The organism is Pseudonocardia ammonioxydans, from assembly GCF_900115005.1.
Taxonomy (GTDB): domain Bacteria; phylum Actinomycetota; class Actinomycetes; order Mycobacteriales; family Pseudonocardiaceae; genus Pseudonocardia; species Pseudonocardia ammonioxydans.
Map to the genome: position 1 here is coordinate 158897 of NZ_FOUY01000007.1, position 16029 is coordinate 174925.

The 16029-nt window shown below is 74.5% G+C and carries 13 protein-coding genes; 7 read left to right on the plus strand and 6 right to left on the minus strand.

The features are described from left to right. Positions 1–16 precede the first annotated feature (16 nt). From BM093_RS09590 to BM093_RS09605, 4 genes are all read left to right on the plus strand, one after another. Positions 17–1507, plus strand: coding sequence for a class I adenylate-forming enzyme family protein (locus tag BM093_RS09590; protein ID WP_093340475.1), 1491 nt, complete (start codon positions 17–19; stop codon positions 1505–1507). After that, positions 1508–2284, plus strand: a complete 777-nt coding sequence (locus BM093_RS09595; RefSeq protein ID WP_218162719.1) for an enoyl-CoA hydratase/isomerase family protein — start codon at positions 1508–1510, stop codon at positions 2282–2284. A gap of 17 nt (positions 2285–2301) precedes the next feature. Then, on the plus strand, positions 2302–3084 hold the full coding sequence (locus BM093_RS09600; protein WP_245773414.1) for a TIGR03084 family metal-binding protein: 783 nt from the start codon (positions 2302–2304) through the stop codon (positions 3082–3084). A gap of 65 nt (positions 3085–3149) precedes the next feature. Further along, complete coding sequence (locus BM093_RS09605) at positions 3150–4796, plus strand: acyclic terpene utilization AtuA family protein (RefSeq protein ID WP_245773425.1); 1647 nt, start codon at positions 3150–3152, stop codon at positions 4794–4796. A 34-nt stretch (positions 4797–4830) separates the two neighbouring features. On the opposite strand, the gene BM093_RS09610 is transcribed toward BM093_RS09605, so the two are convergent. Next, complete coding sequence (locus BM093_RS09610; RefSeq protein ID WP_093340481.1) at positions 4831–5877, minus strand: Bug family tripartite tricarboxylate transporter substrate binding protein; 1047 nt, start codon at positions 5875–5877, stop codon at positions 4831–4833. Positions 5878–5956: 79 nt separating this feature from the next. Between BM093_RS09610 and BM093_RS09615 the strand changes: the two genes are divergently transcribed. Then, positions 5957–7600, plus strand: coding sequence for a sensor histidine kinase (locus tag BM093_RS09615; protein WP_093340483.1), 1644 nt, complete (start codon positions 5957–5959; stop codon positions 7598–7600). Then, positions 7597–8292, plus strand: a complete 696-nt coding sequence (locus BM093_RS09620) for a response regulator (RefSeq protein WP_093340485.1) — start codon at positions 7597–7599, stop codon at positions 8290–8292. Before BM093_RS09615 ends, BM093_RS09620 begins: the two co-directional genes overlap by 4 nt. Here the strand turns inward: BM093_RS09620 and BM093_RS09625 are convergent. From BM093_RS09625 to BM093_RS09640, 4 genes are all read right to left on the minus strand, one after another. Beyond that, entirely contained in the window at positions 8274–9212 is a 939-nt protein-coding gene (locus tag BM093_RS09625) for an alpha/beta fold hydrolase (RefSeq protein ID WP_093340487.1), read from the minus strand. The genes BM093_RS09620 and BM093_RS09625 overlap by 19 nt on opposite strands. A 176-nt stretch (positions 9213–9388) precedes the next feature. Next, the gene (gene mihF / locus BM093_RS09630; RefSeq protein ID WP_093340489.1) at positions 9389–9700 is read right to left on the minus strand and encodes an integration host factor, actinobacterial type; all 312 of its coding nucleotides are present in this window, start codon (positions 9698–9700) and stop codon (positions 9389–9391) included. A 209-nt stretch (positions 9701–9909) separates the two neighbouring features. Continuing rightward, entirely contained in the window at positions 9910–10380 is a 471-nt protein-coding gene (locus tag BM093_RS09635; RefSeq protein WP_143105318.1) for a nuclear transport factor 2 family protein, read from the minus strand. Positions 10381–10483: 103 nt separating this feature from the next. After that, positions 10484–11938, minus strand: coding sequence for an NAD(P)/FAD-dependent oxidoreductase (locus tag BM093_RS09640; protein WP_093340493.1), 1455 nt, complete (start codon positions 11936–11938; stop codon positions 10484–10486). A 242-nt stretch (positions 11939–12180) separates the two neighbouring features. Between BM093_RS09640 and BM093_RS09645 the strand changes: the two genes are divergently transcribed. Next, positions 12181–13803 carry an asparagine synthase-related protein gene (locus tag BM093_RS09645; protein WP_245773415.1) on the plus strand — a complete coding sequence of 541 codons (1623 nt, stop codon included), beginning with the start codon at positions 12181–12183 and terminating at the stop codon, positions 13801–13803. Between the two features lie 23 nt (positions 13804–13826). Here the strand turns inward: BM093_RS09645 and BM093_RS09650 are convergent, their stop codons facing one another. Continuing rightward, positions 13827–15686: an LCP family protein gene (locus tag BM093_RS09650; RefSeq protein ID WP_177238360.1), complete on the minus strand. Its 1860-nt coding sequence runs from the start codon at positions 15684–15686 to the stop codon at positions 13827–13829. Positions 15687–16029: the final 343 nt, after the last annotated feature.

Consider the following 16029-nt stretch of genomic DNA (forward strand, 5'->3'; position numbering starts at 1 on the left):
TCGAGGGGAGCACGTCGTGAACATCGCGACCCTGCTGCGCCGCGCCGCGGCCGACCACCCGTCGGCGGTGGCGCTGGCGCTCGACGAGGCCGAGACCGGCTACGCGGCGTTCGCCGACCGGGCCGCCCGGTTCGCCGCGCACCTGCTGCGCCGCGGGACGGTCCCCGGTGACCGGGTGGGGTTCTTCCTGCCGAACCATCCCGACTACCTCGTGGGACTGCTGGGCACGTGGCAGGCGGGCGCCGTCGCGGTCCCGCTGAACGCGCTGTTCCCGGACGCCGCGCTGCGGCACGCGATCGCCGACTCCTCCCCGGCCCTGCTGGTGGTCCCGGAGTCCGAGGCCGAGCGGGTCCGCGGCCTCGCCCCCGACGGAACCGCCCTGCTGGGCCTGGGCGCGGAGTTCGACGCCGCCGTCGCCGCGGAGCAGCCGGCGCCCGGTGTCGTTCCCCGGCTCGACGGCGACGACGCACTGATCATGTACACCTCCGGTTCCACCGGGCCGCCCAAGGGCGTCCGGCAGACCCACCGGAACACGTTCGCCCAGGTCGAGGCCGTGATCGATCTTTACGGAATCACCGCTGACGACCATGTCCTCAACTGCCTGCCGCTGTTCCACGTCGGCGGGCTGCAGCTCGCGAGCCTGCCGGTACTGGCCCGTGGCGGCCGGGTCACGTTCATGCCGCGCTGGGACGCCGTGGCCTGGCTGGACCTGGCGCAGCGGCTGCGTCCCACCTACGGCGGGCTGATCTCCACGATGATGATCGACGTCGGGAACCGCACCGTCGACGCGCCCGTGGTGCTGGATTCGTTCCGGATCTGCATGTTCGGCGGGTCGCGTACCCCGACCGCGGCGATCGACCGGCTCGCCGCGGGCACCGGGATCGCCGGTACCGAGATCTACGGCCAGACCGAGCAGAGCGGGCTGGTCGTGTCCTATGCACCCGGCGAGCAACGCACGCCCGGGGCAATGGGCCGGCCGCTGGCGCAGATCGTCGCCACCCGGCTGGTGTCCCCGTCGACCGGCGCCGACGTCACCGGCCCCGGAGAGGTCGGGGAGCTGTGGGTGCGCGGCGACGCCGTCACCCCCGGCTACCGGAACCTGCCGGAGCTCACCGCCGCGCGCTTCACCGACGGCTGGTTCCGTACCGGGGACCTCGTCTCCGCCGACGACGAGGGCTACCTGTACTACACGGACCGGATCGACGACATGATCGTCACCGGTGGGGAGAACGTCTTCCCGCAGATGGTCGAGGAGCACCTGGCCGGGCACCCGGACCTGGCCGAGGTCGCGGTCATCGGTACCCCGCACGAGCGCTGGGTCGAGCAGGTGACCGCCGTCGTCGTTGCGAACCGGCCCGGGGTGAGCGCCGAGGACGTCGCGGCCTGGTGCGCGACCCATCCCGACCTGCGCGGGGTCGCGCGCCCCCGTCGCATCGAGATCGTCGAGGAGCTGCCGCGCACCGGTAGCGGCAAGCTCGACCGGCCGTCGTTGCGGAGGTGGTTCTGAGTGAGCGGTTCCGGAACCGGCGTCGTGCGCTACGAGGTCCACGACGGGGTCGCCTGGCTGACCATCGACCGGCCCGAGGCCCGCAACGCGCTGTCGAGGGACGTCCGCGAGGGGCTGTGGGCGGGCACCCGCCGGTTCGTCGACGACGAGTCCGCGGCGGTGCTGGTCCTCACCGGCGCGGGGGAGAAGGCGTTCTGCGCCGGCGGCGACCTGAAGGAGATGGCCGAGGACGCGCTGACGGTCCCGCCGCCGGACTTCCTGCCCCAGTTCGGGCGCAACATCGACGTGCCGAAGCCGACGATCGCGGCCGTCAACGGCGTCGCCTACGCCGGCGGGTTCCTGCTCGCCCAGCAGTGCGACCTCGTCGTCGCCGCGGAGCACGCGCGGTTCGCCGTCACCGAGGTGAAGGTCGGGCGCGGGTCGCCGTGGGCGGCGCCGCTGTCGTGGCTGGTCCCGCCCCGGGTGGCGATGGAGATCCTGCTGACCGGCGACCCGGTGGACGCGCACCGGGCCCGCGAGGTGGGCCTGGTCAACGACGTCGTCCCGGCCGCGCAGCTGCGGCAGCGCGCCCAGGAGCTGGCGAGCAGGATCGCGGGGAACGCGCCGCTGTCGGTGGCCGCGGCCAAACGCACCGCGTACCTGTCCGCGTCGTGCCCGCGGGAGGACGCCTACGACCGGGCCGAGGAGATCTGGGCGCCGGTCTACGCCTCGGCCGACGCGCAGGAGGGGCCCGCCGCGTTCCGCGAGAAGCGGGCCCCGGTCTGGAAGGGGATCTGAACCGGATGCCGGTCTCGATGGAATCTCTCGCCGCGGACCTCGCCGACGAGTCCGCGGAGCTGCGCGGGCTGCTCGCTCCGCTGTCCGAATCAGACTGGAAACGGTCCACACCGGCTCCCGGGTGGACGATCGCGGACCAGGTGTCGCACCTGGCGCACTTCGACGACGTCGCGGTGCGCTCGGGGACCGATCCGGAGGGGTTCGCCGCGGAGCTGGAGCGGATCGACGCGGCCGGCGGGATCGACCCGGACGCGGTCGCCGCGTCGTACCGGCACCTGTCCGGCGCGGACCTGCTGAGGTGGTACGACGACGCCCGCGCCCGGCTCGTCGAGGTGTTCGCCCGGCTCGACCCGTCGCTGCGGGTGCCGTGGTTCGGTCCGTCGATGAGCGCGGCGTCCTCGCTCACCGCGCGGATCATGGAGACCTGGGCGCACGGGCAGGACGTCGCCGACACCCTCGGCGTCGCCCGCGTCCCCACCGCGCGGCTGCGGCACGTGGCGCACATCGGGGTCGGGGCCCGGCCGTTCAGCTTCACCGCGCACGGCCGCGACCTCCCGGACGCCCCGATCCGGGTGGAGCTCGCGGCCCCGGACGGCGGCACCTGGACCTGGGGCCCCGCCGACGCCGCCGACCGCGTCACCGGCCCGGCACCGGACTTCTGCCTGGCCGTCACCCAGCGTCGGCACCGTGACGACGTCGACCTGACGGTCACCGGGGCCGCTGCGACGGCCTGGATGGAGATCGCCCAGGCGTTCGCCGGGGAGCCCGGCGCCGGACGCCGGCCGGGGGAGTTCGCGTGAGCCGCCCGGTGCGCATCGGCAACATCTCCGGCTTCTACGGCGACCGCATCGACGCCGCCCGGGAGATGGTCGAGCAGGGTGCGGTCGACGTCGTCTGCGGCGACTACCTCGCCGAGCTCACCATGCTCATCCTCGCCAAGGCCCAGGCCCGCGACGGCGGTGTCGGCTACGCCCGCACCTTCCTCACCCAGGTCGAGCAGATCCTCCCGGCCTGCGTCGAGCGGGGCATCCGGATCGTCGCGAACGCGGGCGGGCTCGACCCGGCCGGGCTCGCCGACGCCGTCCGTGCCGTCGCCGACGAGCAGGGGCTCGGCGTGCGGGTCGCGCACGTCGAGGGCGACGACCTCCGCGGCGACCTCGCCGCGATCACGCCGCCGGTCGGCGGGACCCCGGTCTCGGCGAACGCCTACCTGGGTGGCTGGGGGATCGCGCAGGCGCTCGCCGCGGGCGCCGACGTCGTCGTCACCGGGCGGGTCACCGACGCCTCACTGGTCCTCGGGCCCGCGGCCTGGTGGCACGGCTGGGCCCACGACGACTGGGACCCCCTGGCCGGCGCCGTCGTCGCCGGGCACGTGATCGAGTGCGGGCCGCAGGCCACCGGCGGCAACTACCCGTTCCTCGACGAGATCACCGACCGTCGCTACCCGGGTTTCCCGATCGCCGAGGTCGCCGCCGACGGATCGAGCGTGATCACCAAGCCGGAGGGGACCGGCGGGCTGGTGAGCGTCGGGACCGTCACCGCGCAGCTGCTCTACGAGCTCGGCCCGCCCGCCTACCTGGGCCCGGACGTGACCACGCACTTCGACACGATCCGGCTCGAGCAGACCGGTGCGCACCGGGTCGCGGTCACCGGGGTGCGCGGGAGCCCGCCGCCGGACACGCTCAAGGTCGCCCTCAACGACGTCGGTGGCTACCGGAACACGATGACGCTCGTGCTCACCGGGCTCGACATCGAGGCGAAGGCCGCCCACGCCGAGGAGCTGCTGTTCGGCATCCTCGACCGGGACTCCTTCGACGAGGTCGACGTCCGCCTGCTGCGCTTCGACCACCCGGACGCCGCGGCGAACCCGGAGGCCACCGCGCACCTGCGGATCACCGTGAAGAGCGCCGACCGCCGCGTCGCCGGGCGGGCGTTCTCGAACGCGACCATGCAGCTGGCGCTCGGCGGGTACGCCGGGTTCCACACCACGACCCCGCCGACCGACGCGTCGCTGTTCGGGATCTACCGGCCCGCCGCCGTGCCGCGGTCGGCGGTCACGCACACCGTGGTGCTGCCCGACGGCGAGCGGTGCACGGTCGCCGACCCACCGGAGTTCGCCACGGAGAAACCGCAGGTCACACCCCCGGTGCGTAGAGGTGAGCAGAGCAAGGGCCCGAGCAGGACGGTCCCGCTCGGCACCGTCGCCGGGACGCGCTCGGGCGACAAGGGCGGCGACGCCAACATCGGCGTCTGGGCCCGCGACGACGCCGGGCACGCCTGGCTGGCCGGATTCCTCACCCCGCAGCGGGTCCGCGCACTGCTCGGGCCCGAGACCGCGGACCTCGACGTCGAGGTGTTCGACCTGCCGAACCTGCGCGCGGTCAACGTCGTCGTGCACGGCCTGCTCGGCGACGGCGTCGCCTCCGCCACCCGGCCCGACCCGCAGGCGAAGGGGCTCGGGGAGTACCTGCGCAGCCGGCTGGTCGAGATCCCCGAGGAGCTGCTGCCGTAACGCGGGCACGGGCACGGACCGCGCCCGGTGGCCGTCACACCAGCCCGAGCCTGCGCAGGATCCGCTCCACGCGGTCGTTCTCCGACCGCAGGAACGTGCCGAACTCCGGGCCGGGCAGGTAGGCGTCCTGCCAGCCGTTGCGCCGCAACGTCTCCTGCCACTCCGGGGTGCGGACGAGCTCGGCGTGGACCCGCTCCAGCTCCGCACGGCCCTCGTCGGACAGTCCCGGCGGGGCGACGACGCCGCGCCAGTTCGCGAACTCGACGTCCACACCGGACTCGCGCAGGGTGGGTGCGTCGACGCCCGGGACCCGCTGCCCGGCGGTCACCGCCAGCACCCGCAGATCGCCCGACCCGACCTGGTCGGCGAACTCGCCGAGCCCGGACACGCCGAACGCGACCTCACCGCCGAGCACCGAGGCGAGCAGCTCACCGCCGCCGTCGTGGCCGACGTAGTCGACGCGGGCCGGGTCCAGCCTGATCGCCTCGGCCATCAGCATCGGTGCCAGGTGGTCCGGGCCGCCGGGCGACGAGCCGCCCCCGACCGCCGTGCCCGCCGGGTCGCGCCGCCAGGCCTCGAGGAGCCCGCCGATGTCGCGGTACGGCGAGTCCGCCGGGACGACGACGATCTCGGACTCCTCGGTGAGCCGCGCGATCGGTGTCGTGCCGGCCAGGGTGGCGGGCGCGTCGTTCGAGTAGACGCTGCCGACCACGCCCAGCCCCATGCTCATCGTCAGCCGGTCGTTGCCGGCCTCGGCGACCGTGCGCCCCAGCCCCACGGTGCCGGCACCACCGGGCAGGTTGAACACCTCGACCGGTCCGGTGGTGCCGGACTCCTCCATCGCCTTCGCGGCGCTGCGGGCGGTCACGTCGTAGCCGCCACCGGGTGTGTTCGGGACGAGCATGCGCAGGCCGCGCAGCGGGGGCTCCTCCCCGCCCGCGCCGAGACCCCCGAGCGCGGGCGGTACGAGCAGCACCGCGGCGAGCACCAGCAGCACGGCACCGAGCAGCAGCCCGGTGCGCCGTCGCGAGGGCGGAGCACCGGGCGGGCCCGGGCCGGGCCGGGCCGTCGACCGGTTCATGCGCGCATGACACCACGGCCGCCGTGGTCCTGTCGTCCGTGTGCCGGACGGTGCTCGGCGCCGCACTAGCCTGGGCACCATGCGACGTCGCGCCGGCCACCGCGGACGCTCCGGCCGGCCCCTCGCCCGGCAGTTCCTCGTCTGGCAGCTGATCGTGGTCGTGGTGCTGCTCGCCGCGGTCGCGGCGCTGGCGGCGGTGCAGTCCGGCGAGTCGTTCCGGGAGACCCAGGGCCGGCGGATGCTCTCGGTCGCCGAGGACGTCGCGTCCGTCCCGACCGTGCGCCAGGCGCTCCAGCGGCCCCGCTATGACCTGCTCCCGGCCTTCGCGCGCAGCGCGGAGAACCTCTCCGGTGCCGACGAGATCGAGATCGTCGACGCGGGCCTGACGGTGCGGACCTCGCCGGACCCGGACCGGGTCCGGGAGCGCTTCGACCCCGGCACGAGCACCGCGCCGGCCGGGCGGGCCTGGGTGGGTGCCCCGGACGGGCGCACGGTCGTCGCGCAGGTGCCGGTGATCGGCGACCGCGGGGAGGTCGTGGGGCTGGTCTCCGCCGGGATCCGGGCACCGTCGTTCCTCGGGTCGCTGTTCACCGTCGCCCCGGAGTCGCTGGCCCTGCTCGGGCTGGCACTGGGTGTCGGTGTCGCCGGGTCGCTGCTGCTGGCCCGCCGCGTCCGGCGGCAGACCCTCGGCCTGGAACCCGACGAGATCGTCGAGCTGGTGCAGCGCCGTGAGGCGATGCTGCTGGGCATCAAGGAGGGCGTCGTCGGGCTGGACACCGCCGACCGGATCACCCTGCTCAACCCGGTGGCCCGCGATCTGCTGGAGCTGCCCGATGTCCGGCCGGGCGACCACATCGACGACCTCGGGCTCGACGACCGGTTGCGCGAGGTGCTCACCGGCGCGGCCGAGGGCGAGGACCAGCTCGTGCTGCGCGACACCCGGGCGCTGGTGCTCAACCGGATGCCGGTGCGGATGGGTGGACGCGACGGCAGCGGGGCCGGCGCGGTCGTCGGTGCCGTCGTGACGCTGCGCGACCGCACGGAGCTGACCACGCTCCGGCACCGGCTCGACGCCTCGCACACCGTCACCGACACCCTGCGCGCCCAGGCCCACGAGTTCTCCAACCGGCTGCACACCATCGCCGGGCTCACCGAGCTCGGCGAGCACGACGAGGTGCGCCGGTTCGTCTCCGGCATCGTCGCCGCCTCCGAGGGCTGGCGGCGCACGGTCTCGGCCCGGGTCGGGGACGCGGCGGCCGCCGCCCTGCTGGTCGCGAAGAACAGCCGGGCCGGCGAGCGCGGGGTCGAGCTCGAGCTGGACCCGGGGTCGCAGCTCGCCCCGACCGGCCCGGAGCGGGACCCGGAGCTGTCCGCGGACCTCGTCACGGTGCTGGGCAACCTGGTCGACAACGCGATCGACGCCACCGCGGGGCAGGACGGTCCGCGGCGGGTCGGGATCGGGCTGACCGGGGGTGGCGACGACGAGGTGCGCGTCACGGTCCGCGACTCCGGGCCGGGCGTGGCCTCCGAGCTCGCCGAGGAGGTGTTCCGGGCCGGGTTCAGCACGAAGGCCGCCGAGATCGGTGGTCGCGGGCTCGGGCTGGCGCTGGCCCGGCAGGCGTGCCTGCGCCGGGGTGGCACGATCACCGTGCGCACCGCGGCCGGCGCCGGCGCGGTCTTCGAGGCGACGTTGCCGCTGGTCGCGGCGGAGGTACGGGCATGAGGGTGCTGGTGGTCGACGACGACTTCATGGTCGCCAAGGTCCACTCCGGGTACGTGGAGCGGATCGAGGGATGCACTGTCGTCGGCGTCGCGCACCGCGGTGCCGAGGCCCTCGAGCTCGCCGGGCGGCTACGCCCGGACCTGGTGCTGCTCGACGTCTACCTGCCCGACCTCTCCGGCCTCGAGGTCCTCTCGCGGCTGCGCACCGGTGTGGCCGACGATCCGTTCGTGCTCGTGGTGACCGCCGCCGACGACCCGGACACGATCGCCGCGGCACTGCACGGCGGGGCGCTGCACTACCTGGTCAAGCCGTTCGACTCGGCCGCGCTCGCCGCACAGGTGCACCGGGCGTCACGGACCCGTCGCGAGCTCGGCCGGGTCCGCGACCAGTCCGACATCGACCGGCTCTTCGGCACTGCGGCCGCGCCGACCTCCGGCGGCGCGGGCACGCCCGAACGGATGCCGAAGGGACTCACCACCCCGACCGCGGACCTGGTCGTCCGGGCCCTGCGGGCCGCCGCCGCGGACGGGGCCGAGGACCTCTCGGCGTCCGAGTGCGCCCAGGCCACGGAGCTCTCGCGGGTCAGCGCACGCCGCTACCTGGAGCACTTCGTCGCGACCGGCGTGGTGGCCGTGCGGCTGCGCTACGGCGGCACGGGCCGCCCGGAGCGCCGCTACCGCTGGGTGGGCTGAGCACCCCCGTAGCCGGCGGCGGGCGCCGCCGCGGCGGCGTGCGCAGCCTCGTCCTCGGCGTCGGCGGCGTGCTCCAGCAGCTCCGCGGCCAGCGGTTCCAGTACCGCGGTGGGCAGGGTGTGCCCCATCCCGTCGATCGTGACCAGCGTGACGGGGGAACCGGCCCGCCCGCCCCCGATCCGCTCGGCCAGGAAGTACGCGTGCGGCGGCGGGTGCACCGGGTCCTCGGGCGACTCGACGACCAGCGTCGGCACCGTGATCGAACCGAGCTCGTCCCCGCGGTCGAGGCCGTCGACGTCGGCGAGGGAGTGCGCGGTCGCCGGCTCCACCCGCCCCGCATGGGCCATCACGCGCCGCTCCCGCTCCTCGACCTCGTGTGGGTCGAACGGCAGCACCGAGCCGGCGAGCCGCCGCTGGTGCTCGATGCGCCAGGCCAGCTCACCCTGCTCGTCGCGCACGTCGTGGATCTCCTGCCACATCCGCAGCAGGTCCAGCGGCGGGCCGGGCAGCCCGGCGAAGCCGGCGCCGAGCGCGGTCGTGCACAGCAGGGCCGCGCTCGCCAGCCGCTCCGGCGCGTCCAGCGCGAGCAGCTGCACGAGCAGCCCGCCCATCGACATGCCGACCAGGTGGGCACGCTCGACACCACAGGCGTCGAGCACCGTGCACGCGTCGCCCGCCAGGTCGGCGATGGCATAGGGGTGCTCCTCGAACGTCCGCGACGAGCGCCCGGTGTCGCGGTGGTCGTAGCGGATCACCCGGTGCCGCTCGCGCAGCGCGGTGAGCAGCCCCTCCGGCCAGGCCATCCCGCTCTCGTTCGCCCCCATGACGAGCAGGACCGGGGCTGTACGGACCTCCCGGTGGGCGGGCAGGTCCTCGACCCAGAGGGTCACGCCCGGCTCGACCTCGACCTCGCGTTCCATGCCGGACAATCTGTCAGGTCCCCCGGACACACCACGGCCCGGCCCGCGGGAGGCGGGCCGGGCCGTGGTGCGGTGCTCGGAGACTCAGTGTCGAGGTTCGCTCCGCACGCTGCGCTCAGTGTCGAGGTTCGCTCCGCACGCTGCGCGCATGCCGAGGGTCGCTCCGCACGCTGCGCTCAGCCGACCTCGTCGATGAGCGCCTGGCGCTGACGGTCGCCGAGACCGGCGGCCCGGCGCGACGCGTCGATGCCGGCCTTCTCCATCACCTTCGAGACCTTGGCCGGGCCCCAGCCCGGGACGCTCTTGAGCAGGTCGGCGACCTTGGTCTTCCCGACGATCTGGTCGGACTTCGCACGCCCCAGCACCGCGGGGATGGTCTCCTCGCCGCTGGCGATCTTGTCGCGGAGCTCCTTGCGGGCGGTGCGCGCGGCCGCCGCCTTCTTGAGCGCCTCGGCACGCTGTTCCGGGGTCAGGGTGGGCAGGGCCATCGCTGACGCCTCCTCTCGGTTCCACGCACCCCGTTTCGGGGCGGATGAGTATCGCGGATCGCGGTACAGACTCCCAGAGTCCCCCCTGCGACCTGCGGGAACCCCCTCCACGGGGCGTGTCGTCCCCGGATCGGGGCCCGATCGGGACTGCTCGGCGCAACCGGACCACCGCCCATCGCACCACCGCGCGTCGAACCTGTCGTCGCAGGTCAGGGGCGTGCAGTGGGGCCGGTCACCGGTTCCGCCGGGACCGTGCGCGCCCCCGCGACGTCCCACAGCGTGCGCACCTCGTCGATCCGGCCCTGCCGGACCCGCACCAGCTGCACCGCCAGCAGCTCCGTGCGCTGTCCGGTCGGTGCCGTACCGGGCAGCAGCCACGGCAGCGGGCGGTCGTGCACGAAGCCGAAGCGGACCTCGTCGACGACCCGGCGCACGTCGAGCGTGCGGGAAAGGCGGGTCCGGGTGAGCCCGCCCGGCAGGTTCGCGGCCACCTCCGTGAGGTGCGAGACGACGGCGTCGCGCCCGGAGCCGCCGGCACCCGTCGGCAGCTCGGTCCACACGACGTCGTCGGCCAGCGCGGCGACCACCGGGCCGACGTCGCCGGCGCCGTAGAGGCCGGTGACGGCACCGTCCCAGAGCCGCGCGATGTCGCGCATCAACGTCTGCATCGCCGGGGTCACGCGGTACACGCTGCCACGGCCGGGCACGATCTCCGAACGGGCGCGCGCCCGGGTGGCCGGTCGGCTACCCGGGCGCGTTCTCCGGACAGGCGGGCGCGGAGCCTCAGGCCGAGGCGGCGGGGCTGTCCTGCGGTGGTGCCGGGGTACCGGGCGCCGTGCGCGGGTCGAGGGCGCCGCGGTGCTCGACGTTCTCGTCCGGGTGCGCCGAGACCACCGACGACTCGTCGTCGTGCGCGTTCTCCGACATGTCGTACGAGGCGGTGACGCTGATCAGGCGGTGTCCGCGGTAACGGGCGTAGCGCAGCGAGCGGACCCAGTTGAACAGCGTGCCCAGCCGGTTGCCCCAGCCGATCAGGAACATCATGTGGACGTAGCACCACATGACGTAACCGAGCCAGCCGGTGAACTTGACGCCGCGGACGTCGGCGACGGCCTCGCGGGCGCCGATGGTGGCCATCGAGCCCTTGTCGAAGTACTTGAACGGCGCCGGCGTGGTGTCGTCGCCCTTCGCCCGGGCCTTGATCAGCTTGCCCACGTAGGTGCCCTGCTGCATCGCGACCTGCGCGACGCCGGGGAGCCGGTCGATGGTCGAGACCATGTCGCCGATCGCGAACACGTCGCGCCGTTCCGGCAGGCTGAGGTCCGGGTCGACGGCCAGGCGCCCGGCCCGGTCCACCTCGCCGCCGGAGGCCTTGCCCAGCAGCTCGGCCAGCGGGGAGGCCTGGACACCCGCCGCCCACACCTTGGTGCGGGCGGTGATCCGCTCCAGGCCGTGCGGGCTCTTGACGGTGATGGAGTCGGCATCCATGTCGGTCGCCATCGTGTTCAGGCGGACCTCGATGCCCTTCTCCTCGAGGGTCTTCTTCGTGTACTTCTGCAGCTTCTTCGCGAACGGCGGCAGCACGGCCGGCGCGGCGTCGAGCAGGATGATCCGCGCCTTGCGGGTGTCGATCGCCCGGTACTCGCGGGGGAGCACGTGGCGGGCGAGCTCGGAGAGCTGCCCGGCCAGCTCGACCCCGGTCGGGCCGGCGCCGACGACGACGAACGTCATCCAGGCCTGCTGCTCGGCCGGGTCCTCGGCGACCTCGGCCAGCTCGTAGGCGCCGAGGATGCGCGAACGCAGCAGCCGGGCGTCCTCGATGGACTTCATCCCGGGGGCGTGCTCGGCCCACTCCGGGTGCCCGAAGTAGGCGTGCGTGGCGCCGGCGGCCACGACGAGGGTGTCGTAGGCCAGGTCGATGTGCTTCCCGTCCGGGGCGGCCGCGTGCACGATCTTGGCGTCGAGGTCGATGTCGCCGACCTCGGCGAGCAGGGTCCGGACGTTGCGCTGCTTCTTCAGCACCCGGCGCAGTGCCGGGGCGATGAGGCCGGGGGAGAGGATGCCGGTCGCCACCTGGTAGAGCAGCGGCTGGAAGAGATGGTGGTTCGTGCGGTCGACGATGGTGACGTCGACGTCCGCCCCACTGAGCGCCTTGGCGGCCTGGACGCCGCCGAATCCGCCGCCGACGATCACGACCTTGTGCCGGCCCGTACGGTCGTCGTGCGCTGCCGTGCTCACCTGAGTCCGCCCCTCGTCGGTGGGTCCTGGCGCGGGGTCGCCGCGCTGCTGCACGGCCGGGATGGTCCTCGACGACGGCAGTCAGGTGGGCGGCCGACGACGGCCGTTCCGGCCGGTGCCCTCGACCGTATTGACCGCCGGGGGCGGGGGCAAACCCGACGGGCCCGGAAATGCCTTTCAGAGTCCGAACTCACACGTCGATCAAGCACAAGCCGGGCGCGGACCCACCCGGACGTGGGACGATGGTCACCATGTGCGGGATCGTGGCCGCGTTCGGCGGGACATCGGCAGGGGCACCGGAAGACACCGACAAGTACGAGCGGATGCTCGCCAGGCTGGCGCACCGCGGGCCGGACGACACCGGGGTGCAGGCCGTCGGGAACGCCTGGCTCGGCCACCAGCGTCTGTCCATCATGGATGTCAGCGGCGGGCACCAGCCGATGTCCGACGCCGCCGGGACGACGTGGATCGTCGCGAACGGCGAGATCTACAACCACGAGCGGATCAGCAAGGCGTTCCCGGACGGCACCGTGCGCACCAAGTCCGACACCGAGGCGGCGCTGCACGCGGTCATGTGGGACGGGCAGGTCGCGGTCGCGTCGCTGAACGGCATGTTCGCCGTCGCGATGGGACGGGAGGACGGTTCGGGACTGGTCGCCCGGGACCCGTTCGGCGTCAAGCCGCTGTACTGGCTGCCCCCGGCCGACCTCGCCGACGGGGCCGACGACTCGGTGCCCTACTCCGCGCCCGACCCCGAGGCGACGGTGCTGTTCGCGAGCGAGCTGCGGGCGTTCGACCCCGAGGATCGGCCCTTCGTCGAGTCCTTCCCGCCCGGCTGCCTGTGGAGCCCGGCCTCCGGCCTGGTCCGCTACGCCGAGGCGGTCCCGGTCGAGGTCCGGCCGGCCCGGCGGGCGATCCGCCCCGGCTGGGACGACGCCGACCTGTCGCGGGTCCGGGAGGCCGTCATCACCGCGGTGCGCCGCCGGATGATGTCCGACGTCGGCGTCGGCGTGTTCCTCTCCGGCGGCCTGGACTCGGCGCTGGTCGCGGCGATCGCCGCCCAGGAGGCCCGCTCCCGGGGCGAGCAGCTGCCGACCTTCGCCGTGGGCACCGAGGAGTCCGGGGACCTGATCGCGGCCCGCAAGGTCGCCGCGCACATCGGGTCGGACCACCACGAGATCATCGTGACCGCCGAGGACATCGGCGAGGCGCTCGACCACGCCGTCGAGGTCATCGAGCACTACGACCCGGCGCTGGTGCGCAGCTCGGTGCCGAACCTGATCCTGGCCCGCGAAGCGGCGAAGAAGGTCAAGGTCGTGCTCACCGGGGAGGGCGCCGACGAGCTGTTCGCCGGCTACTCCTACCTGCACGGCGAGGAGTTCGCCGAGCCGGAGGCCCTGCACGCCGAGCTGGTCCGCTCGCTCGAGCAGCTGCACCACCTCAACCTGCAGCGCTGTGACCGCACGACGATGAACTTCGGTCTGGAGGCCCGCGAGCCGTTCCTGGACTCCGGCCTGGTGCGGACCGCGCTGTCGCTGCCCGCCGAGTGGAAGCAGCGCGTGGACGGCCGCCCGGAGAAGGCGATCCTGCGCGAGGCGTTCGAGGGGTGGCTGCCCGAGGACCTGCTGTGGCGGGGCAAGGAGCAGTTCGGCGACGGTTCCGGGGCCGGGACCGTGCTCGCCGCGCTGGCCGCGGACAAGGCCGAGGCGGCCCGCCTCCCGGGTGGTGCCCGGGCCGTGCCCGAGCACCCGGACGGCTCCTGGGCGCTGCGCAGCGACGAGGAGTTCCTCTACTACGAGATCTGGCAGAAGCACTTCGCGGGCGTGCGCGCGGACCGGGTGCTGGGCGCGTTCGCCGAGGCCTGATCGTCCCGGCCCCGGGGCGTCGCTCAGCCGTCCTCGCGGCGCAGGCCCGGCACGGGGCCGAGGCCGTTCGCGGTCGTCGAGCTGCCGGTCGACGAGCTGCTGGTGGACGAGCTGGACGTGCTCGAGCTGGAGGACGAGCCGCCGGTGGACGAGCCGGTCCCGCCGCCCTCCTCCTCGTCGGCCGGGACATCGGCGGCGCCACCGGTCGCGCACGCGTCGGCGACGGACTGCGGGGCGGCCGCGGCCGGGTCCGGCTCGGTCGAGCCCGAACCCGATCCGGAGTCCGGGGACGCGCTCGCCCCTGCCCCCGACGACCCTGGATCCGGCGACCCTGTCTCCGATGACGGGGACTCCGACGGAGACGGCTCGGGCGGTGCCGGTACCGGGGCGGCGAGCGCCGGGTCCGGCGGGGGCGGCGGGTCGGCGATCGCGTTGCGCACGACCTCCTGCATGTACTCGACGTCCGGATCGGCGGTGACGAAGAACCCGGTGGACGAGTTCGGGTCCGGCAGCGACGGGTCGAAGGCGACGCTCTCCAGCTGGAAGCCCTCGTCGGCCAGCACGGCCATCGACGGCAGCACCTGCTGCGGCATGTCGGTGGCGACGTTCTCCCGGGTGACCGCGGCGATGCTCTGGAACCGGGTGATCAGCTCGGTCGCGCTGGTCTCGGTCACCACCGCCTGGATCAGGCAGCGTTGCCGGCCCATCCGCTGGTAGTCGGTGCCGTCGCGGCGGGAGCGCGCGAACCAGAGCGCGTCCTCGCCGTTGAGGGTCTGGACGCCGGGCGGGATGTAGTAGTCCGGCGTGGTGTGGCGGCCGAACGCGGTGACCCCACCGACCGGGATCGGCTCCGGGCCGACGTTCAGCGTGACGCCGCCGACCGCGTCGATCATCGACGAGAACCCGGCCATGTTGACCTCGAGGTAGTAGTCGATCGGGAGGCCGGTCATGTACGAGATCGTCGACTGCAGCAGGTTGATCCCGGAGAACGCCGTCGGTCCCGGCGGCGCGATCTGCGGGTGCTGCTCCCCGTAGGCGTAGACGCCGTTGAGCAGGTAGTCCCCGGAGGATCCGGAGGAGTCGTGGAAGCCGTCCGGGAACTCCTCGGCGGCCGGTGACCCGGGTGGGAACTCGGCCCGCTGGATGTTGCGGGGAAGGCTGAACAGCGTGGTCCGGCCGGAGTTGGTGTCGATGCTCGCGACCATCATCGTGTCGGTCCGCGTGCCGGTGCGGTCGTCGCCGGCGTCGCTGCCGAGCAGCAGCACGTTGAGGCGGGGTTTGCCGAGCGCCTCGGCCGCGGACATCCCGCCGCCCTGGAACAGCGAGTTGAGCAGGCCGCGCTGGGAGTTCAGCAGCTCGACGCCGTAGCCGAACGGCACGGCGACGGTGAGACACAGCAGTGCCGCGGTCCCGGTACCGACGATCTTCTTGCCGAGCGGCATGGTCCGCGGTCTCGCGAGGGCGTAGGTCCGCGCGATCTGGGCGATCCAGCCGATGCCACCGAGCACGAGCGTGCCCGCGATGACGGTCAGCGTGGTCGTGGACAGCAGGTTCTGCAGCAGGGTCGAGCGACGGGTGAGCAGCACCAGCAGCGCGAGCCCACCGATGATCGCGACGAGCGTGCCAAGGATCAGGCCGCCGGTGCGCCGGCGGCGCAGGGCCAGGTGGCCGGACCCGGGCAGCACCGTGGACGCGGCCGTGAGGCCGAGCGCCGCACCGAGACCGGCCCGGGCGGTGTCCGACGGGCGCCGCTTCGCTGTGCCCGTGCCACTGCTCCGGCGCGCGGCCGGGCTGCTGCTCCGGTCCCCGGCGGGGGAGCCGCCGTCCGGTCCGACCACGGTGGTCGGCGCGTCCGCGCCGTCCGCGGCGGCTGCCGCCCGCACCCCGGGGGCGCGGGGTGGCCGGGCGGGCGCGGGTCGGCCGGGACGTGCGGGCGCGGCACCGGAGGGCCGGCGCTCGCCCGGGGCCGCACGGTCGGGGGCGCCCGGCGCGGCCGCGGCACGCGGGGAGCGCTCGCCGGGTCGTGCGGCGTGCGGGTCCTCGGGGCCCGGTGCGGCGTCCCCGGGGCGGGCGGGCCCGCCGGGGGGTGGTGGGCCGGCGCCTGCCGGGCCGGGAGTGGCGTTCCCGGGGCGTGCGGGGGTGCCCGGTTCGCCCGGGGCGCGTCCCGCCGCGGGCGGGGCACCGGCAGCGGTGGCCGCCGCGCCGGCGGCTGCGGCCGCGGCACCG